This is a genomic window from Nonomuraea sp. NPDC049421, from assembly GCF_040677005.1.
Taxonomy (GTDB): Bacteria; Actinomycetota; Actinomycetes; order Streptosporangiales; family Streptosporangiaceae; genus Nonomuraea; species Nonomuraea salmonea.
Genome location: NZ_JBFAQA010000008.1, coordinates 195,825 through 218,127 on the forward strand (window position 1 = coordinate 195,825; position 22,303 = coordinate 218,127).

Annotated in this window: 16 protein-coding genes; 3 read left to right on the forward strand and 13 right to left on the reverse strand. The window is 72.9% G+C overall.

Translation table 11 applies throughout. The annotated features are described in order from the left end of the window. The first annotated feature begins 113 nt into the window (after positions 1–113). Positions 114–1,019: a D-isomer specific 2-hydroxyacid dehydrogenase family protein gene (locus tag AB0K18_RS16365; RefSeq protein ID WP_364914819.1), complete on the forward strand. Its 906-nt coding sequence runs from the start codon at positions 114–116 to the stop codon at positions 1,017–1,019. An 18-nt stretch (positions 1,020–1,037) separates the two neighbouring features. On the opposite strand, the gene AB0K18_RS16370 is transcribed toward AB0K18_RS16365, so the two are convergent. The 7 genes from AB0K18_RS16370 to AB0K18_RS16400 all read right to left on the reverse strand — a co-directional run bounded on the left by AB0K18_RS16370 (position 1,038) and on the right by AB0K18_RS16400 (position 9,910). Continuing rightward, a complete protein-coding gene (locus AB0K18_RS16370; protein WP_364914820.1) occupies positions 1,038–3,092 on the reverse strand; it encodes a protein kinase in 2,055 nt (684 codons plus the stop codon). A gap of 184 nt (positions 3,093–3,276) precedes the next feature. After that, positions 3,277–4,422: a cytochrome P450 gene (locus AB0K18_RS16375; RefSeq protein ID WP_364914821.1), complete on the reverse strand. Its 1,146-nt coding sequence runs from the start codon at positions 4,420–4,422 to the stop codon at positions 3,277–3,279. A 136-nt stretch (positions 4,423–4,558) separates the two neighbouring features. Continuing rightward, positions 4,559–5,350: an IclR family transcriptional regulator gene (locus AB0K18_RS16380; RefSeq protein WP_364914822.1), complete on the reverse strand. Its 792-nt coding sequence runs from the start codon at positions 5,348–5,350 to the stop codon at positions 4,559–4,561. A gap of 139 nt (positions 5,351–5,489) precedes the next feature. Then, entirely contained in the window at positions 5,490–6,236 is a 747-nt protein-coding gene (locus AB0K18_RS16385) for an XdhC family protein (protein WP_364914823.1), read from the reverse strand. Next, the gene (locus tag AB0K18_RS16390) at positions 6,233–8,581 is read right to left on the reverse strand and encodes an aerobic carbon-monoxide dehydrogenase large subunit (RefSeq protein WP_364914824.1); all 2,349 of its coding nucleotides are present in this window, start codon (positions 8,579–8,581) and stop codon (positions 6,233–6,235) included. Before AB0K18_RS16390 ends, AB0K18_RS16385 begins: the two co-directional genes overlap by 4 nt. After that, a complete protein-coding gene (locus AB0K18_RS16395; RefSeq protein ID WP_364914825.1) occupies positions 8,578–9,045 on the reverse strand; it encodes a (2Fe-2S)-binding protein in 468 nt (155 codons plus the stop codon). The genes AB0K18_RS16390 and AB0K18_RS16395 overlap by 4 nt, the downstream gene beginning before the upstream one ends. A gap of 1 nt (position 9,046) precedes the next feature. Then, positions 9,047–9,910: a xanthine dehydrogenase family protein subunit M gene (locus tag AB0K18_RS16400; RefSeq protein WP_364914826.1), complete on the reverse strand. Its 864-nt coding sequence runs from the start codon at positions 9,908–9,910 to the stop codon at positions 9,047–9,049. A gap of 85 nt (positions 9,911–9,995) precedes the next feature. Here AB0K18_RS16400 and AB0K18_RS16405 point away from each other — a divergent pair, with 85 nt between their 5' ends. Then, positions 9,996–10,904 carry a LysR family transcriptional regulator gene (locus AB0K18_RS16405; protein ID WP_364914827.1) on the forward strand — a complete coding sequence of 303 codons (909 nt, stop codon included), beginning with the start codon at positions 9,996–9,998 and terminating at the stop codon, positions 10,902–10,904. Here the strand turns inward: AB0K18_RS16405 and AB0K18_RS16410 are convergent, their stop codons facing one another. The 5 genes from AB0K18_RS16410 to zwf form a co-directional block, all read right to left on the reverse strand. Further along, positions 10,905–14,057, reverse strand: coding sequence for an NACHT domain-containing protein (locus AB0K18_RS16410; protein ID WP_364914828.1), 3,153 nt, complete (start codon positions 14,055–14,057; stop codon positions 10,905–10,907). A 40-nt stretch (positions 14,058–14,097) separates the two neighbouring features. After that, positions 14,098–14,709, reverse strand: coding sequence for a bifunctional 4-hydroxy-2-oxoglutarate aldolase/2-dehydro-3-deoxy-phosphogluconate aldolase (gene eda, locus AB0K18_RS16415; protein ID WP_364914829.1), 612 nt, complete (start codon positions 14,707–14,709; stop codon positions 14,098–14,100). 46 nt (positions 14,710–14,755) lie between these two features. Beyond that, positions 14,756–15,748 carry a glucokinase gene (gene glk / locus AB0K18_RS16420; protein ID WP_364914830.1) on the reverse strand — a complete coding sequence of 331 codons (993 nt, stop codon included), beginning with the start codon at positions 15,746–15,748 and terminating at the stop codon, positions 14,756–14,758. A 120-nt stretch (positions 15,749–15,868) separates the two neighbouring features. Then, positions 15,869–17,812, reverse strand: coding sequence for a phosphogluconate dehydratase (gene edd, locus AB0K18_RS16425; protein ID WP_364914831.1), 1,944 nt, complete (start codon positions 17,810–17,812; stop codon positions 15,869–15,871). Next, on the reverse strand, positions 17,809–19,302 hold the full coding sequence (zwf, locus tag AB0K18_RS16430; RefSeq protein WP_364914832.1) for a glucose-6-phosphate dehydrogenase: 1,494 nt from the start codon (positions 19,300–19,302) through the stop codon (positions 17,809–17,811). Before zwf ends, edd begins: the two co-directional genes overlap by 4 nt. Before the next feature lie 142 nt (positions 19,303–19,444). Between zwf and AB0K18_RS16435 the strand changes: the two genes are divergently transcribed. Further along, the gene (locus AB0K18_RS16435; protein WP_364914833.1) at positions 19,445–20,656 is read left to right on the forward strand and encodes an ROK family transcriptional regulator; all 1,212 of its coding nucleotides are present in this window, start codon (positions 19,445–19,447) and stop codon (positions 20,654–20,656) included. Here AB0K18_RS16435 and AB0K18_RS16440 read toward each other — a convergent pair whose 3' ends face one another. After that, entirely contained in the window at positions 20,657–22,231 is a 1,575-nt protein-coding gene (locus AB0K18_RS16440; protein ID WP_364914834.1) for an ATP-binding cassette domain-containing protein, read from the reverse strand. It lies immediately after the preceding gene. Positions 22,232–22,303 lie beyond the last annotated feature (72 nt).

Genomic DNA, 22,303 nt, shown 5'->3' on the forward strand with positions numbered 1-22,303 from the left:
AAAGCCCATAAGTCAGGAATTGTGCGATGGCGGGAGCGAGGCGGCGAACGGGGGCGGATAGGCTCGTGGCCCTGACCTTGCGTGTCCTTGCGTACCTCCGGGAGGCTGCCCCGATGACCGTTGCCGTTCACGTCGGTCCCGAACCCGTCCCCGCGCTCATCGACGCCGTCGAACGCGGCGGCGGCCGGGTCGTGCCTCTTGAGCAGGCCGAGGCGATCGTCTACTTCGGCAGCGACGACCCCGCCGAGCTGCGCGGCATGCTGCACGAGGGCATCCGCTGGGTGCAGCTGCCGCACGCCGGCATCGAGCGGTGGGCCGACGCCGGCGTCATCACCGAGCACCCCGTCTTCACCGCCGCCACCGGCTCGTACGGCCCCGCCGTCGCCGAGCAGGCGCTGGCCCTCATGCTGGCTGCCGCCCGCGACCTGCACCGCCACGCCAGGGCCACCACCTGGGGCCGCAACGACTCCCGGATGCTGGCCGGCTCGACGGTCGCCATCGTCGGCGCCGGCGGCATCGGGCGGGCGCTGACCCGGCTGCTCGAACCGTTCGGCTGCCGGGTGGTGGCGGTCAGCGACCGCGGCGAGGTGCCGGGCGCCGACGCCATCCTGCCGCGCGCCCGCTACCGCGAGGCGCTGCCCGGCGCCGACCATGTCGTCGTCGCCGCGCCCGCCACCCCCGAGACCAGGGGCATGTTCGGTACGCGCGAGTTCGAGCTGATGGAGAAGGACGCCTGGCTGGTGAACGTCGCCAGAGGCGGCCTCGTCGTCACCGGCGAGCTGGTCGAGGCGCTGCGCGCGGACGTCATCGGCGGCGCCGCACTCGACGTCACCGACCCCGAGCCGCTGCCCGCCGGCCACCCGCTGTGGACCATGGACAACGTCCTCATCACCCCCCACAGCGCCAACCCCCGCCCCGCTTACTGGCGCGGCCTGGCCGACCGGGTCACCGCCAACGTCCGCCACTTCGGCGCCGGCGAGCCCCTCGACGGCGTGGCCTCTCCCAAGCAGGGCTTCTGACCTTCTGCTAGAGGGCCCTCAGTCGAGGTTGAGGCGGGCGCCCCCGCTCTGGCCGGAGTCGTGCACCTCCAGGCCCAGCGGATCGAGGTTCTTCGGCAGCTCGAACACCAGCGAGCCCATGAACGTCCGGCCCGCCTCGATGCGGGCCGGAGTGATCTCCTTGCCGTCGGCGTCGAGCAGCCTGGCGCCGTCGTGCAGGGCCTCGTCCTCGTCGATCAGCTTCTGCCGGCCGGGGTCGAGGACGCGGGCCTCCTGGCCGACGTTCCTGACCTGGACGCCGACCTCGCACGTGCGCATGGTCGCCGCTCTGCCCGGCTTGGGGCACTTCGTGCTGGTCACCGCGAACCGCAGCTTGCCGTCCTGCACCGGTCCGTCCGCGCCGACGCCCGGCGAGCGGAGGAACCACGACACCGCTGTCACCAGCAGCACCAGCAGCACGATGACGATCACCGCGGCCATCAGGCAGCCGGACAGCACCCCGCGCTTGGGCCGCGCCGGGTAGCCGGGGAGCGGGCCCTGCCCGGTCGTCGAGTGGTGCGGCCCCGCCTGATGAGGCATCGGTCCCTGCCCGCCCTGAGGCGGCATGGGCACCCGCGGCATCGGCCCGGTCCGCTCGACCAGCGGCGGCAACTGCGCACCCTGCGGCTGCGGCTGATGTGACGACCCAGGGCGGGGCCCGGTGCGTTCGGCCGGCGGCGGCAGTTGAGCACCCTGCGGTTGCGCTTGATGTGACGAGCCAGGGCGGGGCCCGGTGCGTTCGGCCGGCGGCGGCTGATGTGACGAGCCAGGGCGGGGCCCGGTGCGCTCGGCCGGCGGCGGCAGTTGCGCGCCCCCCGGCTGTGGTTGATGTGACGATCCAGGCCGGGGCCCCGTGCGTTCGGCGGGCGACGGCTGCGGCGAGACGCCGGGACGCGGTCCGGTGCGTTCGGCCGGCGGCGGTTGCGGCGCCCCGTGCGCGCCTCCCGGCACGACCTGCTGCGGCGCCCGCGCCACCTCGGGCTGCGGCGCGTGCGAGGAGCCGGGTCCGGGCTGGGGCGCCCGCGCGGCATTCGGTCCTGGATGGGGTGCGTGTGCGGGACCTGGGCCGGCGTGCGAGGAACCGGGGGCCGGCTGCGGCGCATGCCCGGGGCCGGGAGCGCCGTGGGGCGCCGGGCCCGCGCGGTCGGGCCGGGGCGGCATGAGGGGGCCGAACTCCGACGGGTTCCACGCGCTGGTCAGGTGCTTGGTGGCGGCGAGCTGCGCGGCCGGCTCGTCGGCCGCCCCCACGAGCTCCAGCAGCAGCTGCCGGGCGGCGGGCCGCCGCGCGGGGTCGGGGTGGATGGCCGCGGCGACCAGCCGGTCGAGCGGCGCGGGGAGCCCCCGCAGATCGGGCGGCGCCTGCCGGGCCCTGGCCGCCATCACGTACGCGTCGCCCTCGCCGAACGGATGCCCGCCGAGCCCCGCGTACGCGATGAGCGACCCCCACGCGAAAACGTCGCCCGCCGGGCTGGTCTGGCCCTCGAAGACCTGCTCGGGAGCGATCCAGCCGGGCGTGCCCATGACCATGCCGGCGTTGGTGTGGCGGGAGTGCACGTCGGTGGAGCGGGCCAGCCCGAAGTCGATCACCCGCGGCCCGGCCAGCGTCAGCATCACGTTGGCCGGCTTGAGGTCGCGGTGGACGAGCCCGGCGGCGTGGATGGCGGTGAGCGCGGCGGCCACGCCGACGGCGGCGGCGTGGAGCACGGACGGCGACAGCGCGCCGTGCTCGATGAGGTGGTCTTCGAGCGAGATGCCGTCGATGTACTCGGTGACGAGGTAGAGCCGCCCGCGGTCCTCGCCGTGGTCGAGCACCCGGGCGGTGCAGAACGAGGCGACCTTGCGCGCGTTGGACACCTCTTCGTGGAAGCGCGCGCGGTAGACGGGGTCGGCGGTGTAGTCACGCCGGATCGCCTTGACCGCGACCTTGGAGCCGTCGGCGGCCCTGGCGAGGTAGACCACGCCCATGCCGCCGGAACCGAGACGGCTGATCAGCTCATAGGGGCCGATCGCCGGCGGGTCTTCCGGCTCAAGAGGAGTGCCTGCGGAGCGCCCCAACGTCGCCGTCCTCTCGCCGTCGTCATCCCGTCGCAACCCGAACCGTTCCTCCCGCCGGTTCGTTTCGTGTGACAACCCGAACTGTCCCGCGCCCGGCATCCCGTTTGTACCCCAGACTCTAACGGAGGAAGGCGATGCCCGGTGGCGAGTAGTCCGCGCATGGCCGCATCGGGCTAGCCCGTCGTCAGCCCCTGGCGGGGTCGCGGCGCAGGGGACGCATGGAGACCCGCAGCCGGGCGAGATCGATGGCGTGCGGCAGCGGCCGGTGGGGCGACAGCAGCCGGCCGACGGGCTTGGGACGGGCGGTGCGCAGGATGGCGCCGAGGAAGGCGGTGCCGACGGCGAGCGTCAGGTTCACGCCGTCGCAGCCGGGCCGGGCCCACCACTCGGAGGCGGCGGTGCCGTCCAGCCAGATCTCGGGCGCGAAGGTGTCGGCGTACGGCAGGCGCGGGCTGCGCTGGTGGGCGGCGACCGGCACGAGGACGGGGGTGCCGGCGGGGACGGCGCTGCCGTACCAGGAGGTCTCGGTGGTCGTGACCCGCGCGAGCGCGGGCACGGACGGCCACAGGCGCAGGCCCTCGCGCAGGCAGGCCCGCAGGTGGTCGGGGTCGGAGCGGGCGGTCTTGCGGTGGCCGGGGTGGGCGGCGAGCAGCGCCAGCGTCTGCGTCAGCCCGGCGGCGGCGCAGCCGAACCCCATGAGCCAGTACGCCGCCTGCATGAGCCCGCGCGCCTCCGGCTCGGGGGTCTCGGCGATGAGCCCGGCCAGGCTGCCCGGCTCGGCCCTGCGCAGGTGGTCGATGATGCGGGCGTCGTAGCGGCCGGACAGGATCTCCTGCCGGCGGCTCGCCCGCCACCGCCCGGCCCGCGTGAGTCCCTCCAGCAGCCGGGTCAGCTCCTCGTCCCGGGCGGCGCCGTCGCCGTAGACGCAGCGCCTGGCCACCCGCTGCCAGCAGGCGTTGAGCCTGGAGTGGTCGACCACGCCGCTGGCCAGGTCAGCGGCCTCCTCCTTGGCGATCTCGATGAAGCGCGGCCGCAGCACGTCGGTGGGCAGGCCGAAGGGGCGCTCGTCGAGCGCGGGCGCGTAGGAGGCGTCGTCCGCGGCCAGCACGCGCACCGCGTCGCGCTTGGACAGCACCAGCAGCGCGGGGCGGCGCGGCCGGCGGACGAGGACGGGACGGCCGCCGTAGCGGGACTCGAGGGCGGCCAGCAGCGGGCGGGAGCGCAGCAGGTCGCGGCCGTGCGTGACGTGCGGGATGCTGCCCGGGGGGAGGAGCAGGGCGGTCAGGCGCAGGCTCTCCAGCACGGTCGTCCTGGGCAGCCCCCTAGGCACGCGCTGCCTGCCGCGGAGCGGGTGGGTAGGTCATGGATCGATGTGATCGCCCCCGGGGCGGCGCCGCAATGCGGGGTTTCGGCCAATGGAACACTTCCGGCCGCACGATCGGTCGGTGTTCCGGTGACCGGAACGCTCACCGGCCGAGGAGGGCGGCGGAGATGGCCTGGGCGGCGCCGCGTACGGAGATGCCGAGCGGCCCCAGCGGCACCACCTGGGCCGGCGCCGCCACCGACACCGCCATGCACACCCGCCCGCCCGGCCCGAACACCGGCGCCGCCACGCAGGCCACACCCTCGGTGTACTCCTCCTGCGAGCAGGCCAGGCCCTGCCTGCGCACCTGGGCCAGCTCGCGGTCGAGCGCCGCGAGGCTCGTGACCGTGCGGCGGGTCAGCCGCTCGAACGGGCCGTGCGCCGGCAGGTCGTGACGCAGCTTGGGGTCGAAGGCCAGCAGCGCCTTGCCCGCCGCCGTGCAGTGCAGCGGCGCCCGGTCGTCGCCGTCGGAGCGCGAGCGGACCCGGTCGTGGCCGTAGACGCGCTCGACGTAACGGACCTCGGGCCCGGCGGGCACGGCGAGGTTGACCGTCTGCCGGGTGGCCTCGTACAGGTGGAGGAGGTAGGGCAGCACGCGCCTGCGGGAGCCCGGGATGCGCGGCCTGGTCACCCCGGCCATCGACGCCAGCAGCTCACCAGGCAGGTACGCGCTCCCCACCCGCCTGGCCAGCTCCCGCGAGCAGAGCACGCCGAGTATGCGGTGGGCCGTCGACTTCGGCAGGCCGGTGCTGCGGCACAGCTGCGACAGCGTGACGGGCCCGGTGGCCGCGCTGAGCGCGAGCAGGATGTCGATGCCCCGCTCCAGGCTGCCCGGCTGGGACGCGGGCCGCTCGCGCCGCACCATGCGCGCTTGACTGATCGTTTCCGTCGGCATCGATGTCCCTTTCGCTCTCCGAGGAGCGGAAGGGGCTTCCCGGGGGGCTGCGGTTGGGGCTGGGGCTGGGATTGGGCTGCTGTTGGGGCTGCTGTTTCCAACCGCTGACCTACCCGGCCGCCGCCCGGTGATACCACGCTCAGTGAAGAGCGATGATCTCCGCGTACACGGAGACCGCCACCTCGCCCGGCGTCCGCGCGCCGATGTCCAGGCCGGCGGGGGCGTGCACGCGCTCGCCTCCCTCCAGCCCGGCCAGCACCGCCGCGCCGCGCCTGCGGCTGGCGATCAGCCCGACGTACGGCACCCCGCGCCGCAGCGCCTCCCGCAGCACCGGCTCCTCGCCCACGCCGTGCGAGGCGACCAGCACCGCCGTGGTGTCCTCGGCGAGCGGCCCGGAGCCGGTGTCCACGTTGCAGCCCATCGCCGTCCCCACGGCGGCGAGCGCCCGCGCGATGGGGCCGTCGCCGTGCACGCGGACGAGCGCGGGCGGCAGCACCGCCTCCAGGAAGATCTCCAGCGTGCCGCCCGACAGGCAGGGCTGGCCGACCGCGACCAGCCCCTCCTCCTCGTGCGGCTCGGCCTGCTCCGGAGAGATGCGCAGCAGGGTCGTGCCGCCGGCGCTCAGCAGGCGCAGGCTCTGGGCGCGTACGGTGCCGGTCGCGCACACCCCGCCCACGAACCCCTCGATCGTCCCGTCGGGCAGCACCACCGCGCGGTCGCCCGCCTTGGCGCTGGTCGGCCGCTGCGCGCGGACGACGGTGGCCAGCACGTACGGCTCCCGCTCCGACCGCAGCCCGGCCACCCGCGCGTCGAGATCCGTGGCCGCCGGCGCCCGCGAGGTCCCAGACCGGGGCGGGGGCGCCGGCATGCCGAGGAACTCGCTCACGGGATCGCCAGGTCGGTGCGGAACGGCTCGCCCCTGGTGACCCGCCACACGTTCGCCGGGGTCAGCGGCATGTCGGCGTGCCGCACCCCGTACGGGCGCAGCGCGTCCACCACGGCGTTGACCACGGCGGCGGGCGAGCCCACCGTGGCCGACTCGCCGACGCCCTTCGCGCCGATCGGGTGCGTCGGCGACGGCGTCACGGTCTCGCCCAGCTCCCACGACGGGCACTCCATCGAGGTCGGCAGCAGATAGTCCATGAACGAGGCGCCCAGGTGGTTGCCGTCCTCGTCGAACGCCATCACCTGCATGAGCGCCATGCCGACCCCGTCGGCCAGGCCGCCGTGGATCTGCCCCTCGACGATCATCGGGTTGATCCGCACCCCGCAGTCGTCCACGGCCACGAACCTGCGCACCTTCACCTGCCCGGTGCCATGATCGACGTCCACGACGCAGATGTAGGCGCCGAACGGATACGTCAGGTTGGGCGGGTTGTAGACGGTGACGGCGTCCAGGTGGCCTTCGACGCCGTCGGGCAGCTCCAGGTTCGAGTGGGCGGCCAGCGCGATCTCGGCCATCGACCTGCCGGTGGACGGGTCGCCCACCACCGACCACTTCCCGCCGGCCCACTCCAGGTCGTCCGGCGACGCCTCCAGCATGGCCGCCGCGACGATCTTGGCCCGGTCGCGCACCTTGCGCGCCACGATCGCGGTGGCGGCGCCGGAGACGGGGGTGGAGCGGGAGCCGTACGTGCCGAGGCCGAACGGCGTCTGGTCGGTGTCGCCGTGCACCACCTCCACGTCGTCGGCCGGGATGCCCAGCTCCTGCCCGACGATCTGCGCGAACGTCGTCTCGTGGCCCTGGCCCTGCGACTGGCACGACACCCGCAGCACCGCCTTGCCGGTCGGGTGCACGCGCAGCTCGGCGCCGTCGGCCATGCCGAGGCCGAGGATGTCCATGTGCTTGCGCGGGCCCGCGCCGACCGCCTCGGTGAAGAAGCTGATGCCGATGCCCATCAGCTCGCCCCTGGCCCGCCGGTCGGCCTGCTCGGCGCGCAGCTTGTCGTAGCCGGCCAGGTCCATCGCCAGGCGCAGCGCCTTCGGGTAGTCGCCCGAGTCGTACTCCCAGCCGGTGGGGGAGTGGTACGGGAACTGCTCGGGTTTGAGCAGGTTGCGCATGCGCAGCTCGGCGGGGTCCAGGCCGAGCTCGGCGGCCAGCACGTCCACCAGGCGCTCGACCAGGTAGACGGCCTCGGTGATGCGGAAGGAGCAGGCGTAGGCGACGCCGCCTGGCGCCTTGTTGGTGTAGACGCCGGTGACCTCGCAGTGGGCGGCCTCGATGTCGTACGAGCCGGAGAAGACGTGGAAGAAGCCGGCCGGGAACTTGGTCGGCTGCGCGGTGCCGTTGAAGGCGCCGTGGTCGGCGAGCACCTTGACGCGGATCGCCTGGATCCGCCCGTCGCGGGTCGCGGCGATCTCGCCGCGCATGTGGTAGTCGCGGGCGAAGGCGGTGCTCATGAGGTTCTCTGAGCGGTCCTCCATCCACTTGACCGGGCGGCCGGTGACGATCGAGCCGACGATCGCGCAGACATATCCCGGATAGATGCCGACCTTGCCGCCGAAGCCGCCGCCGATGTCCGGCGAGATCACCCGGATCTTGTGCTCGGGCAGGCCCGCCACCATCGCGTACAGCGTGCGGTGCGCGTGCGGCGCCTGCGTCGGGCACCAGACCGTCAGCTTGCCCGTCACCTTGTCGAAGTCCGCCACCGCGCCGCACGTCTCCAGCGGCGCCGGATGCACGCGCGGGTAGAGCATGTCCTGCGCGACCGCGACCTCCGCGCCGGCGAAGATCTCCTCCGTACGCGCCCGGTCCCCCGCCTCCCAGTCGAAGATGTGGTTGTCGGTACGCCCTTCGAGGTCGTCCCTGATCACCGGGGCGGCCGCGTCGAGCGCCTTCCTGGCGTCGATGACCGCGTCGAGCGGGTCGTACTCGACGTCGATGAGCTCCAGCGCGTCGCGGGCCGAGTACGCGTCCTCCGCCACCACGAACGCCACCTCCTGCCCCTGGAAGCGCACCTTGTCGGTGGCCAGCACGGCCTGCGTGTCCTGCGACAGCGTCGGCATCCAGGCCAGGTTCAGCCCCGCCAGCGTCTCGCCGGTGATGACCGCCTTCACCTTCGGATGCGCCTCGGCCGCGCTCGTGTCCACCGAGACGATGCGCGCGTGGGCGTGCGGGCTGCGCAGGATCGCGCCGTACAGCATGCCGGGCAGCCGCACGTCGTCGGTGTAGTTGCCGCGCCCCCGGATGAACCTGGCGTCCTCCTTGCGGTGCATGCGCCCGTAGCTCATGATTTCGCCTCCCTCTCGGCGGCCCACCTGATCGAGCGGACGATGTTCTCGTAGCCCGTGCACCGGCACAGCTGGCCCGAGATGGCCTCCCTGATCCGGCCCTCGTCCGGGTCGGGGTCGCGGTCGAGCAGCGCGCGGGCGGTCAGCAGCATGCCCGGCGTGCAGAACCCGCACTGCAGCCCGTGGCACTCCACGAAGCCCTTCTGCACGACGTCCAGCTCGCCGTCCCGCTCCAGGCCCTCGACGGTGGTCACCTCGTGGCCGTCGGCCATGACGGCCAGCACCGTGCACGACTTGACCGGCACGCCGTCGAGCCGCACCGTGCAGACGCCGCAGTTGGAGGTGTCGCAGCCCCAGTGGGTGCCGGTCAGATCCAGCTCGTCGCGCAGGAAGTGCACGAGCAGCAGCCTCGGCTCGACGTCCCTGGTGTACGGCTGCCCGTTCACCGTGACCGTGATCCGCATGTCAGATCCTCCCCGCGGCGGCGGCCAGCGCGCGCCTGGTCAGCTCGGCGGCCAGATGGCGCTTGTAGTCGGCGGGCCCGCGCTGGTCGGCGTGCGGCTCGCAGTGCTCGGCGGCGATCCGGCCCGCCTCGGCGAACGCCTCGTCGCCGGGTTGCCTGCCGATGAGGGACCGCTCGGCCTCCGGGGCGCAGAAGTGCTCGGCTCCGACGGCGGTCAGCCCGATCCCGGCCTGCCTGATGACGCCGTCCGCGACGGTGAGCACCGCGCCCGCCGCCGCGACCGGCCAGTCGCCGACGCGCCGCTCGACCTTCTCGTACGCGCTGCCGGTGCCCGCCGTGATCGGCACGCGGAGCTGGACGAGGAGTTCGCAGGGTTCGACGGCGGTCTCGTAAGGACCCCGGTGGAATTCCCTGACCGGCACCGTACGGGTGCCGCCAGGGCCCTGGATGACGGCCGTCGCGCGCAACGCGGTGAACACCGCCGACAAATCCTCCGACGGATCTCCCTGACAAAGGGAGCCGCCAACGGTCCCCCTATTTCGCACGATCGGGTCGGCGATAACCCGCTCCGCATCCCGAAATATCGGGAAAAGGTCGGTGGCGGTGCCGCTCTCCAGCAACTCTGTGTGCCGCACCAGCGCCCCGATCGCCAGCTCGTCGCCCTCGACCGCGATCCGCCCCAGCTCAGCGGCCAGGCCGTTGACGTCGATCAGCGCCTCGGGCTGGGCCAGGCGCAGTTTCATCATGGGGATCAGGCTGTGGCCGCCCGCCACGATCCTGGCCTCGGGGCCGTAGCGCGCCAGAAGTTCGAGCGCGTGCGTGACGCTGTCGGCTCTCTCGTATTCGAACGTCGCGGGAACCTGCATGAGAGCACAGTGCTGTTACCGATTTGTCGCATCAATCGCTAAATAAGGGATTCCTTAATGCGGGGGTGCGAACTATGAAGAGGAGGTGACACTCAGCCAGCTCGGCGCGTTCGTCTTCGTCGCCCGCCTCGGCTCGGTCAAAGCCGCCGCGCGTGCCCTGGGCGTCAGCGAGCCCGCCGTCTCCCAGTCGCTCGCCCAGCTCCGCCGGCACCTCGGCGACCCCCTCGTCACCCGCAGCGGCGACCGCATGGAGCTCACCGAGGGCGGCAGGCGGCTGCTCGGCATCGCCGCCAGGATCGTCGCGCTCGGCGCCGAGGCCGTCGCCGCCGTCCAGCCGGGCCGCCCGGCCCGCCTGGATGTCGTCATGGACGCAGGACTCGCCGAGTACGTCGCCGGTCCCCTGCTCTGCCTGTTCACCCAGCGCAAGCCCGTGGACGCCACCACCGGCGTCGCCGACACCGCCGAGATCCCGCTGCTGCTCACCAGCCGGCTCGCCGACGTCGCGCTCGGCGCCCAGGTCACCGGCGACGGCCTGACCTGCCGGCCGGTGCTGCGCTGCCGCCTCATCGTGGTCGGCTCGCCGCGCGGCCGCCGCGACCACTGGCTGGTCGGCCCCTCGGCCGCCGACCCGGCCAGCGACACCAGCCGCCTGCTGCGCCTCCTCCGCGTCCAGGAGTCCCAGGTACGCGTCTTCGCCAACCAGACCGCCGCCTGGAAGGCCGCCGCGGAAGGCGCCGGCGTCGCCCCCGCGACCGCTCACCTGGTGGCGGCGGCGTTACGCAAGGGCGAACTGACCACCATAGACACCCCCGCCACCCCACTGGCCACCTATTGGTACGCCACCACCCTCGACCAGGCGACCCGCTCCACAGCCGCCGACACCTTCCTCCACTTCCTGACCACCCCGCCGGCCACCCAGGTCATGCGCACCCCAGACGAAGGCATCCCTAAGAGCCGTTTCCGCCCGGCCGTCCACGTATCCATCTGGAGCTGATCAGTAGTACAGCCGCTTGCCGAACAGTTCCCCGTTCTTCGCCTCCTGACCTCCGAGCAAATGCACCTTGAGACGGGTGTTTCCGGCCAGTGGAGCGAGGTCGAGGCCCGAAGGGCACTCCGCCAACCACAGCTCCTGCAGCTCGGGCAGCTCCGCCAGGGGCGAGAGGTCTTCCACGGCGGTTCTCACGAGTTGCAGGTTTCGTAGGCTTCGGCAACCTGCGAGCGGTGAAAGGTCTGCGAGCAAGGGAATGCGGTAGAAGACGAGCGATTCGATGCCGACCTCGCTGAGCGCATCTAGACCGGTGATGTGATCCTGGCCTCCTATCGACAAGAACTCGAGTTTGGGGGCACGCTCGACCACATCGCGCATCGAGGAGACCAGCGGCGTGATGTATAGAGCCAGCCTTCGCAGCCGATTCAGCGGAGGCATGCGCTCCCACGCGGTCAGGGAAGCGGCGTCCAATATGAACAGATCTCGGAGCTCGGTGAGACTGGCGAGGGGAGTGAAATCCGAGATCCTAGGCACCTTGCCCAGGCCGAGGGTGGAGAGGTGTGGCAGACCTGTAAGGAATTCAAGGGAATCGACGCCACCCACGCTGAGTTGTGTGAGAGCGCTGAGCTGACGCAAGACAGAGAGCCCTGGCTCTGAGATGGGCCCGTGCACGAAGAGGTCTGTCAGGGTCGCGCGATGGGTGAGCAGCGGGTTGAGGTCGTTCGCCGCTGACACGACGATGTCCATCTGGCGCTGCGACGGCAGCGCGTGCACGGCTTCTAGCTGTCCTGTCGTGCTCACGTAGAGATGCGGTGGTCTCTTCATGGCGGAGAGCACTCGCTGGGCGTAGGTGTGTGGCTCGAAGTATCGCCAGCTGTGTACCAGTTCATACTGAACCCGCTCATCGCCGGCATACCCTGCCAGTAGGTTCAGAGCATCGAGTCCATTGATCATTTGGGCGGTTGTGGCGCAGGCTCTTGCGACGGCAGGGGAGAGGCCGCTGAGGTCCCTCGGGAGGCGGTCTAGGACCACCTGACCGGCCAGGGACAATGACCGTGCCGCAGTGGCGTCCCTTGGCGGAATGAGGTCGTCCAGGCACTTGTCCACAGCCTTGCGCAACCGTTCCGGCACCGAAGGCAGGGTCTCCAGGCAGGCGCAGACCAAGATTCTGAGGCGGCGGGCGCGGCGGGGTTCCTGGGTGATGCGGGAGAGCAGGCCGTCCAGGAGGGCTTGGCGGGTGGGGCCGTTGGCGTGGCCGGCGGCCATGACCACGACCTCGCGCCACTGGTCGCGGTGGGCGTTCGAGACGAGGGGCTCGACGTCGCCGACCTCGGCCGCCGCGCGGGCCGTCAGGTATTCCTGGACGGTCCGGTGCACGAAGTCGATGCGGCCCTCGACGGGTTCGCGGAGGACGCCGCTGCGGGCGAGCAGGTAGTCGAGCACCTGGCCGCCGTCGGCGCGCACCCGGGGCATCGTGGCCACGACGCGGTCCACCCAGGCGCGGGCCGCCGGCTTGGGGAGCTCGACCCGGTTCGTCACGGACAGCTGCCAGGCCAGTTCCTGCAGCACCTGGAGCTTCTGGGCCCGGTTGAGGTGGATCTCGCCGTAGCTGGGGATGACCCGCTCGGCGTCCCTGCGTTCGAGCAGCATCTCCAGCGCCGCCGCGTACAGGCCCATGCGGTCGGGCGGCAGCTGGGAGGTGCGGTCGAGGCTGAGCGCGCAGAGCATGGAGGCGAGCAGCGGGGTGGCGGCGAGGGCGCGCAGGTGGGGCGCGTTCTCCAGGTGGGACAGCAGCCGCTCGCGCACCACGGGCAGCTGCTCGGGCGGGCAGGGCAGGTCGGCGCTGCTCCTGATGGCCTCGTGCCAGTGCTCGACCAGCGCCCGTGTGTCGGCGGGCGTCATGCGTTCGAGGAACGCGGGCGCGAAGCCGTCCTCCTCCAGCCACGACGCCGACGCGGCCGAAGGGCGGCTGGTGACGAGGACCCGGACGGCGGGGAACTCGGCGAGCAGCCCGCTCAGCCACGGTTTGATCGCCCTGCGCTGCGCGCCGGTCAGCTCGTCCACGCCGTCGATGAGCAGCAGCGCCTGGCCGGAGGCGAGCTGCCGGTGCGCCCAGCCGGCCGGCATCAGCCCGGCCAGCGCTCCCGCGGTCAGGTCGAGGAACTGCTCGGGCCGCGGCAGCTCCCGGTCGGCGTAGCTGCGCAGCTTCACCAGGAACGGCACGCAGCCGTTCCAGCCGGCCAGCTCACCCTCGAACCCGCTCTTGGCGGCGGTGATCGCGAGCCAGCGCAGCAGCGTGCTCTTGCCGCCGCCGGCCTCGCCGCGCAGCAGGATGCGGCGGCCCTGCCCGAGCGCGCTCTCCACACGCATGGCGGCGGGCTCGTCGGGGACGTCGTGCCAGGCGGCGTGCAGGCCGCTCGCGGCCCGGGACGCGCTCACCGACAGGCTGATGTAGGCGACGCTGAGGGACATCCTGGGCCGGAACCGCTCGACCCGTACGCCCAGCAGCTCAAGGTTGTCGAGCGTGCGGGCGACGTGTTCGAGGTAGCGGCGGCGGAAGGCGGCGTCGAGGTCGGACCCTTCCGGGGCCAGCAGCGTGCGCGCGGGTAACCGGTCCAGCATCGCGGCGAGCTGGTCGCCGAGCCCGGTCAGCCGGGACAGCGTCTCGGCCGCGGCGCGCGGCTGGAACTCGGGCAGGTGCCGCACCACCCTGACCAGGCAGTCGCAGCACTCGTCGAGCACGACCTCGTACAGCCGTGCCTGCGCCTCACCCAGGTCCCTGGACGCGGGCAGCGCCCCGCGCAGCTCGCGCGCCAGGCGTACGGGGTCGGCGTCGGCGGCGAACAGGGCACGGTCGGACAGGTCGGCCCGCGCCAGCGCGTCCGTCACCTCGGCCAGCACGACCAGCCGGTCGTCGTCGCCGAGCCCGGGGAACTCGTGACCGCACAGCTTGGTGACGCGTGCGGTCACGGCGTCGGCGATGTCGTCGATCTGCCGTCGCGCCTTGCGGCGGACGAGCTGGTCGGGAAAGTGCGTACGCATCAGCTCGACGAGCGGCAGGCGGCTGCTCTCGCCGGTCGATCGGGCGGTCAGCCAGGCGCGCACGGCACGCTCGCCGACCGCCGTGCCCACCTTCAGGGCGGCCGTCTCCAAAGCCACCCGGCCATTATCCCGGTGATCTCGCCCCGGGAAAGCCGGGTCAGCGGAGCGCGGCGGCCTCCGCGGCCAGCTTCTCGACGCGGCCCCAGTCGCCGGCCGCGAGCGCGTCGGCCGGGGTGAGCCAGGTCCCGCCGACGCAGCCCACGTTGGGCAGCGCCAGGTAGTCGGGGGCGGTGGCCAGGCGGATGCCGCCGGTCGGGCAGAACCGCACGTCGGGCAGCGGCCCGCCGATCGCCTTGAGGTACGGCACGCCGCCCGCCGCCTCGGCGGGGAAGAACTTCAGCTCCCTGATGCCGCGCTCGGCCAGCGCCATCACCTCGGAGACGGTGGCCGCGCCCGGCAGGTACGGCACCCCGCTCGAGTCGAGCGCCTCCACCAGCGACAACGTGGTGCCGGGCGAGACGAGGAACTTCGCGCCGGCCGACACCGAGGCCGCGATGTCGTCGGTCGTCCTGACCGTCCCCGCGCCCACCGTGGCGTCGGGCACCTCGGCCGCGATGCGCGCGATGGCCTCGCGGGCGGCGGGCGTGCGCAGGGTCACCTCGATGACCGGCAGCCCGCCGGCGACCAGCGCCCGCGCCAGCGGGACGGCGGTCGCCGCGTCGTCGATCACCACGACGGGGATCACGGGGGCGAGATCGAGCAGACTCATGGGATTTTCTCTCCTCATTCGGCACTCCAGGAAGGAGGCTGGCGTCCTAGTGGCCGGTGACGGCCGCCGTGGTCAGTCCGCCGGACTCCTGCGTGGCCCGCTGACTCAGCCAGGCGGCCGCGCCGGTCATGCCCGGCTGGGCGGCCACGATGAGCGACGTCCCGATGCCGGCCAGGTAGGCGGCCATGTCGGGGTTGGCCTCGAACCGCGCGCGGAAGGCGCTGCCGCACACGCGCTCCACGATACGGGGCAGCACGCCCCCGGCGAGGTAGACCCCTCCCCGGGCGCCGAGCGTCAGCGCCACGTTCCCGGCGAAGCCGCCCAGCAGGGCGCAGAACATCTCGATCGTCTCGGCGCACAGCGAGTCGTCCACCCTGGCCACGATGTCGGCGGCGGTCAGATCGGGCGCGGTGACGCCGTTCACCAGGGCCAGCGCCCGGTGCAGCCGCACCAGCCCAGGCCCCGACAGCAGGTGCTCGGCCACGACGTGCGGCACTCCCTGCGAGCGCAGCGCGCGGACCACCTCGAACTCGCGCGGCTCCACGACCGGCACCGTGACGTGCCCGCCCTCGCCGGGGACCGGGACCCAGCCGTGCTCGGACGGCGCGAGCGCGCCCACGCCGAGCCCCGTTCCAGGGCCGAGCACCGCCTTGACGCCGTCGCCCGGCGGCGGGCCGCCCAGCGAGACCAGGTCGTCGCCCTCCAGGTGGGGCAGCGACACGGCCAGCGCCTCGAAGTCGTTGAGCAGCCGGACGTACGGGATGCCGAGATCGCGGACGGAGCCGGCCCACGCGGAGTTCGTGAGCCGGTAGTGCTCGCCCTCGATCGGCCCCGCCAGCGCCAGGCACGCCGCGCCGGGCCGCACCCTGCCCGCATGCTGGGCGAGGTAGGCCGTCACGGCGTCGGGCAGCGTCGGGTGGTCGGCGCCGGCCAGCACCGCCACGTGCGACGGGCCTGCTCCGAGCGAGGTGACCAGGCCGAACCTGGCGTTGGTCCCCCCGATGTCGGCGACGAGCCACGGAAGGTCAAAGGCACTCACGCATACCTCCGGCGTTCAGGGCGGCGTCAAGATCGCAGCCGTTCCCCCGAAGGATGCCACGGGAGCTCACGGCGCCCCAGAGGGGGCCGTGAGCGCACCGGCGGACAGCGGGAAGAACGGTCACCGGGCCAGTCCAGCGGGCCGCGCGCCGACCGGCGCGCCCGTCTCCAGGTGCGAGGAGCCCGCCTGGGCGGGGAAGCCCAGCCCGGGGCCGTGGTCGGGCGACTCGGCGCCGCTGACGCCGAAAATGCCGGCGCCCTGCTCGGCGTGGCCCGCCATGCGGCGGAACGTGGCGAACAGCTCGCGGCCGGTGCCGACCCACTGCGCGTCGCTCAGCGGCCGGCCCTCGGGCGTCCGCCTGGCCAGCTCCTCGGCCGGCACCAGCAGCTCCAGCGTGCCCTGCGCGGAGTCCAGCCTGATCACGTCGCCGTCGCGGACCAGCGCGATCGGCCCGCCGTCGGCGGCCTCGGGCGACAGGTGGATGGCGGCGGGCACCTTGCCGGACGCTCCCGACATGCGGCCGTCGGTGACGATCGCCACCCGCTGCCCCCTGTCGAGCAGCACCGCCAGCGGCGGGGTGAGCTTGTGCAGCTCCGGCATGCCGTTCGCGCTCGGGCCCTGGTAGCGGATGACCGCCACGAAGTCCTGGCCGTCCAGCTCGCCGGCCTCGAACGCCTTCAGCAGGTCGAGCTGGTCGTCGAACACCTTGGCCGGCGCCTCGATCACCAGGTGCTCCGGCTTGACCGCGGACACCTTGCTGACCGCGCGGCCCAGGTTGCCCTCCAGCATGTGGATGCCGCCGTCGGCGGAGAACGGGTCGGCGACCGGGCGCAGCACGTCGCGGTCCTTGCTGCCGCCGGTGACCGGCGCCCACACCAGCTCACCGTCCACCAGTTCGGGCGCCTCGCGGTAGCGGTCGAGGCCGGGGCCCGCCACGGTCATCACGTCACCGTGCAGCAGGCCCTCGTCCAGCAGGTCGCCGATGAGCACCTGCATGCCGCCGGCCTCGCGGAAGTGGTTCACGTCCGCCTGGCCGTTGGGGTAGATCTTGGTGAGCGACGGCACGACCTTCGACAGGCAGGCCAGGTCGTCCCAGGTCAGCATGATGCCCGCGGCGGCGGCCATGGCCACCAGGTGCAGCGTGTGGTTCGTGGAGCCGCCGGTGGCCAGCAGTGCCACGCAGGCGTTCACGATCGTCTTCTCGTCCACCAGCTCACCGATCGGCGTGTACGCCGCGCCGTGCGCGGTGATCTCCACCGCCCGCCGCCCGGCCGCCTCGGTGAGCGCGTGCCGCAGCTCGGTGTGCGGGTTGACGAACGTCGAGCCCGGCAGGTGCAGGCCCATGACCTCCATCAGCGCCTGGTTGGAGTTGGCGGTGCCGTAGAAGGTGCAGGTGCCGGGGGAGTGGTACGACTTCGCCTCGGCGTCCAGCAGCTCGTCCCTGCCGACCTTGCCCTCGGCGAACAGCTGCCGGGTGCGCGCCTTGACCTTGTTCGGCAGGCCCGAGGTCATCGGCCCGGCCGGCACGAAGATCGCCGGCAGGTGCCCGAAGTGCAGCGCGCCGATGAACAGGCCCGGCACGATCTTGTCGCACACGCCCAGCAGCAGCGTGGCGTCGAACATGTCGTGCGACAGCGCGATCGCGGTCGCCATGGCGATCACGTCACGGCTGTAGAGCGACAGCTCCATGCCCGCGCGGCCCTGCGTGATGCCGTCGCACATGGCCGGGACGCCGCCCGCTACCTGCGCGACGCCGCCCGCCTGGCGCACGGCCCGCTTCAGCTCGGGCGGGTACGTCTCGTACGGCTGGTGCGCGGACAGCATGTCGTTGTAGCTGGTCACGATGGCCACGCCCGGCTTGGCCGTGCCGCGCAGGGCCGGCTTGTCCTCGGCGGATGCGCCGGCGAAGCCGTGCGCGAGGTTCGCGCAGCCGAGGTGGGCCCGCGCCGGGCCCTTGGCGCGCGCGGCCTCGCCGTCGCGGCGGATCCGCTCCAGGTAGGCGGCCCGGCTGGCGGCGCTCCGCGCGGCGATGCGGTCGGTGATCTCCTGAATGACGGGGTTCACAGTTCCTCCTCGTGCCAGGCACGACCGCTGCGGCCGAGCAGTTCGTGGGCTCCGGCGGGGCCGGTGGTTCCTGCGGGGTAGGGCTCGGGCAGCGCCGGGCCGGCCTTCCACGCCTCCAGGATCGGATCGATCCAGCGCCAGGCCGCCTCGACCTCGTCGCGCCGCATGAACAGCGTCGGGTTGCCGGCCAGCACGTCGGTCAGCAGCCGCTCGTACGCCTCCGGCACCCGCGCCGTGAACGTCTCGCCGAAGCTCAGCGACATCGGCACCGGCTTGAGCGTCACCTCGCCCGCGCCCGGCTCCTTGGCCATGATGTGCAGCTCGATGCCCTCTTCCGGCTGCAGCCGCAGCACCAGCCGGTTCGGCGAGCCGCCGGGGAAGATGGAGTGCGGCACGTCCTTGAACTGCACCACGATCTCCGAGCGCCGGTACGGCATGCGCTTGCCGGTGCGCAGGTAGAACGGCACCCCGGCCCAGCGCCAGTTCTTGATCTCGGCCCTGATCGCGGTGAACGTCTCCACCCTGCGCGACTCCTCGCTCGGCGGCGTGGAGGCGGGCTCGTCCAGGTAGCCCGGCATGTCACCGGCGCCGGTGTACTGCCCGCGCACGGTGAAACGGTCCACTTCGCCGCCCGCGATCGGCCGCAGCGACTGCAGCACCTTGACCTTCTCGTCGCGGATGGCCTCGCGGTCGTTGCGGGCCGGCGGCTCCATCGCGGTCAGCGTGAGGAGCTGGAGCAGGTGATTCTGCACCATGTCGCGCAGCGCGCCCGCGTGGTCGTAGTAGCCGCGCCGGCCCGGCGTGCCGACGGTCTCGGCGGCGGTGATCTGGACGTGGTCGATCCACAGCGAGTTCCAGATCGGCTCCAGGAAGGCGTTGGCGAAGCGCAGCACCAGCAGGTTCTGCACCGTCTCCTTGCCCAGGTAGTGGTCGATGCGGAAGATCTGGTGCTCGTCGAAGATGGCGCCGACCTCGTCGTTGATGCGCTGGGCGCTGGCCAGGTCGTTGCCGAGCGGCTTCTCCAGCACCACCCGCGAGCGCGGCGTCACCAGGCCGGCGTCCTGCAGCTCGCGGCAGAAGGGGCCGAACGTGCGCGGCGGGCTGGCCAGGTAGAAGACGCGGTCGCGCTGCTCGTACCCGGCGAGCAGGCGGCTCAGCGCGCTCCAGCCGGAGCGGTTCTGGCCGCCGACGTCCACCGAGACGTGGTGCAGGCGGCCCAGGAAGCGCTGCCAGCCGTCGGGGTCGTCGTCGGGCACCTGGCCGCGTACCTCGGCGTCCACCTTGCCGCGGAAGTCGGCGTCGGTCAGCCCGCCCCTGGACATGGCGATGATCCGGGTCTCCGGGGCCAGGCGGCCGTCACGGTCGCTGTGGTAGAGCGCGGGGATCAGTTTGCGCATGGACAGGTCGCCGGTGCCGCCGAACACGACGAGATCGGCGGTGTAGGCGGTGGCTTCCGCAGGCGCGAGGGCTTCTGGGACGGAGGGGGACACGGTAGGGGCTCCGAACGATCTACCAAGCAGGGACAGAACGGACACTAACGAGAGTTTGGGTCGTACACAAGCGGAGTTTTGGCATTTGAGATAAAAAAGTCACGACTTTTCATGACAGAACCCTGTGTGGTTCACTTGGGCGATGCCTCGACGTACCGCCTCCGCCCTCGCCACGAGCGGTGAGGTGCTCCGCCTCATCCGCACCGGAGAGGCCGTGACACGGGCCGACCTCGGCAGGGTGACCGGCCTGTCGCGGCCCGCGGTGCAGTTGCGCGTCGGCGAGCTGCTCGAACGCGGGCTCGTCGTCGAGCGCACCGACGCCCCCTCCACCGGCGGGCGCCCGCCGGTCCGGCTGGAGTTCAACGCCTCGGGCGGCGTCGTGCTGGTGGCGGCGCTCGGCGCCAGCCGCACCAGGGTCGCCGTCTGCGACCTCGCCGGCGAGGAGCTGGCGGGGCGCGAGTTCGCCATGGACGTCGAGCAGGGGCCCGACACCGTGCTGCCGCTGCTCATGGACACCTGGGACGACCTGCTCGGCGACCGGCCGCGCTCGATGATCCGCGGTGTCGGCATGGGCGTGCCCGCCACCGTCGAGTTCGCGCAGGGCCGCACCGAGAGCGCCCGCGTCATGGCCTCGTGGACCGGCGTGGTCATCCCGCCGATCATCCGCGAGCGCTTTCCTGTGCCCGTGCTCGTGGACAACGACGTGAACGTGCTGGCCATCGGCGAGCACCGCGGGGTCTACCCCGACCTCGACGACCTGATGTTCGTCAAGATCTCCACCAGGATCGGCGCGGGTGTGATCGCCGGCGGCGGCATCCTGCGCGGCGCGCTCGGCGCGGCCGGCGAGATCGGCCACATCCCGGTCATCGACGGCGGCGGCGTACTGTGCCGCTGCGGCAACCACGACTGCGTCGACTCCGTCGCGAGCGGCACCGCCCTGCTGCGCGACCTGCGCGCCATCGGCAAGGACGTCGCGGCCATCGCCGACGTCACGGCGCTGGTGCGGGCCGGCGACGCCGAGACCATGGCCACCGTGCGCGAGGCGGGCCGGCGCATCGGCGAGGTCCTGGCGGGCGCGGTCAACATACTCAACCCGTCGGTCGTGGTGCTCGGCGGCGACGTCGCGGAGGCGTTCGGGCCCCTGGTCTCCAGCATCCGCGAGGTCGTCTACCGCCGCTCCACCGCCCTGGCCACCCGCCGCCTGCGCATCGAGCCCAGCAGGCTCGGCGCCGGGGCCGGCATCAGCGGGTGCGCGGTGATGGTGCTCGACCACGTGCTCGCGCCCGAGGCCGTGGACGAGACCATGACGCTCACCTCCCTGCGCCGCGACCGCGCCACCGCGACCGCAGGCTGATCACAGATCCCACCGCGGCTCGGCGCTCTCCCGTACGAGGCCGTCCGCGCCGAAGATCAGATACCGGTCGAGGTCGTCGGCGAACCAGCGGTCGTGCGTGACGGTCAGCACCGTCCCCTCGAACCCGGCCAGCCCGCGCTGCAACGCCTCCGCACTGTGCAGGTCGAGGTTGTCGGTCGGCTCGTCGAGCAGCAGCAGCGTCGCTCCCGACAGCTCCAGCAGCAGGATCTGCAGCCTGGCCTGCTGGCCGCCCGACAGCGTCTCGAAGGGCTGACCGCCGGCCGGCGCCAGCTCGTACCTGGCGAGGGCGGCCATGGCCTCGTTCCGCGTCATCGGGCGGGCGGCCATGACCACCTCGGCCGCCGGGCGTCCGCGCAGGTCGGGCCGCAGATGCGTCTGGGCGAACGCACCGGGACGCACCCGCGCGCCCAGGCGGGCCAGGCCCGTGTGCGCGATCGGCTCCCCGGCGAGCAGGCGCAGGAAGTGGGACTTGCCGGTGCCGTTCATGCCGAGCACGCCGACCCGCTCCCCGTAGTGGATCTCCGTCGAGAACGGCCGCAGCAGCCCGGTCAGCTCCAACTCCTCGCACACCACCGCCCGCTTGCCGGTGCGCCCGCCGCGCAGCCGCATGCGGACGTTCTGCTCCTTCGGCGCCCGCTGCGGCGGCCCCTCGCGTTCGAACCGCTCAAGCCGGGTCACCGCCGACCTGTACGCCCCCGCCAGCGCGTCGTTGTGCGCCGAGCGCTGCCGCAGGGTGTGCACCAGCCGCCGCAGCCGGTCGCGCTCCTCCTCCCAGCGCTGCCGGCGTTCCTCCAGGCGTTCCCTGCGCCGCGCGCGGGCCTCGGCGTAGCCGGCGAACCCGCCGCCGTGCACCCACACCCTCCGCCCCTCGACGGTGACGATCCGGTCGGCGGTCTCGGCCAGCAGCCGCCGGTCGTGCGAGACGAGCAGCACGGTCTTGCCCGATGTGCTGATCGCGCGTTCGAGCCACTGCTTGCCCCGAACGTCGAGGAAGTTGTCCGGCTCGTCGAGCAGCAGAACCTCGTCGGGGCCGCGCAGCAGCGCCTCCAGCATCAGCCGCTTCTGCTCGCCGCCGGACAGCGTGGCCAGGCTTCGCCCCTTCACCTCGTCGTACGGAAGGCCGAGCGCCTCGGTGGCGCACACGTCCCACACCACTTCGAGGTCGTAGCCGCCCGCCTCGGCGTGGTCGGCGACGGCCTGCGCGTAGGCGAGCTGTTGGGGCTCGTCGTCGTGCCCGGCCAGCGCCGCCTCGGCCTCCTCGACGGCGGCGACCGCCGCACGGACGCGCTGCGGCGCGACGCCGAGCAGCAGGTCGCGTACGGTTCCCGCGCCCAGGAACTGCCGCATCACGCCCACCCCGCCGCCGGTCGTCACGCGGCCGTCGGCGGGCGTCAGCTCGCCGGCGATCAGCCGCAGCAGGGTGCTCTTGCCGGCCCCGTTCGGCCCCACCAGCGCCGCCTTGGCGCCCGGGCCGGCCTTGAACGACACCTCCAGCAGCAGCGGCCGCCCATCGGGCAGCAGGTACGTCACCCCGCTCACGTCCACGTGCCCCACGAGACCTCCCGCTCGATCGTTGTTCCTCTACTAGACCAACGATCCGGTTCTCGTACAACGTATTATCGCCGG

Coding starts and splice junctions, on each gene's coding strand:
- AB0K18_RS16435 (WP_364914833.1), top strand. CDS start 19,445: ATGCCTCGACGTACCGCCTCCGCCCTCGCCACGAGCGGTGAGGTGCTC.
- AB0K18_RS16390 (WP_364914824.1), bottom strand. CDS start 8,581: ATGAGCTACGGGCGCATGCACCGCAAGGAGGACGCCAGGTTCATCCGG.
- AB0K18_RS16400 (WP_364914826.1), bottom strand. CDS start 9,910: ATGCAGGTTCCCGCGACGTTCGAATACGAGAGAGCCGACAGCGTCACG.
- AB0K18_RS16380 (WP_364914822.1), bottom strand. CDS start 5,350: ATGCCGACGGAAACGATCAGTCAAGCGCGCATGGTGCGGCGCGAGCGG.
- AB0K18_RS16365 (WP_364914819.1), top strand. CDS start 114: ATGACCGTTGCCGTTCACGTCGGTCCCGAACCCGTCCCCGCGCTCATC.
- AB0K18_RS16395 (WP_364914825.1), bottom strand. CDS start 9,045: ATGCGGATCACGGTCACGGTGAACGGGCAGCCGTACACCAGGGACGTC.
- eda (WP_364914829.1), bottom strand. CDS start 14,709: ATGAGTCTGCTCGATCTCGCCCCCGTGATCCCCGTCGTGGTGATCGAC.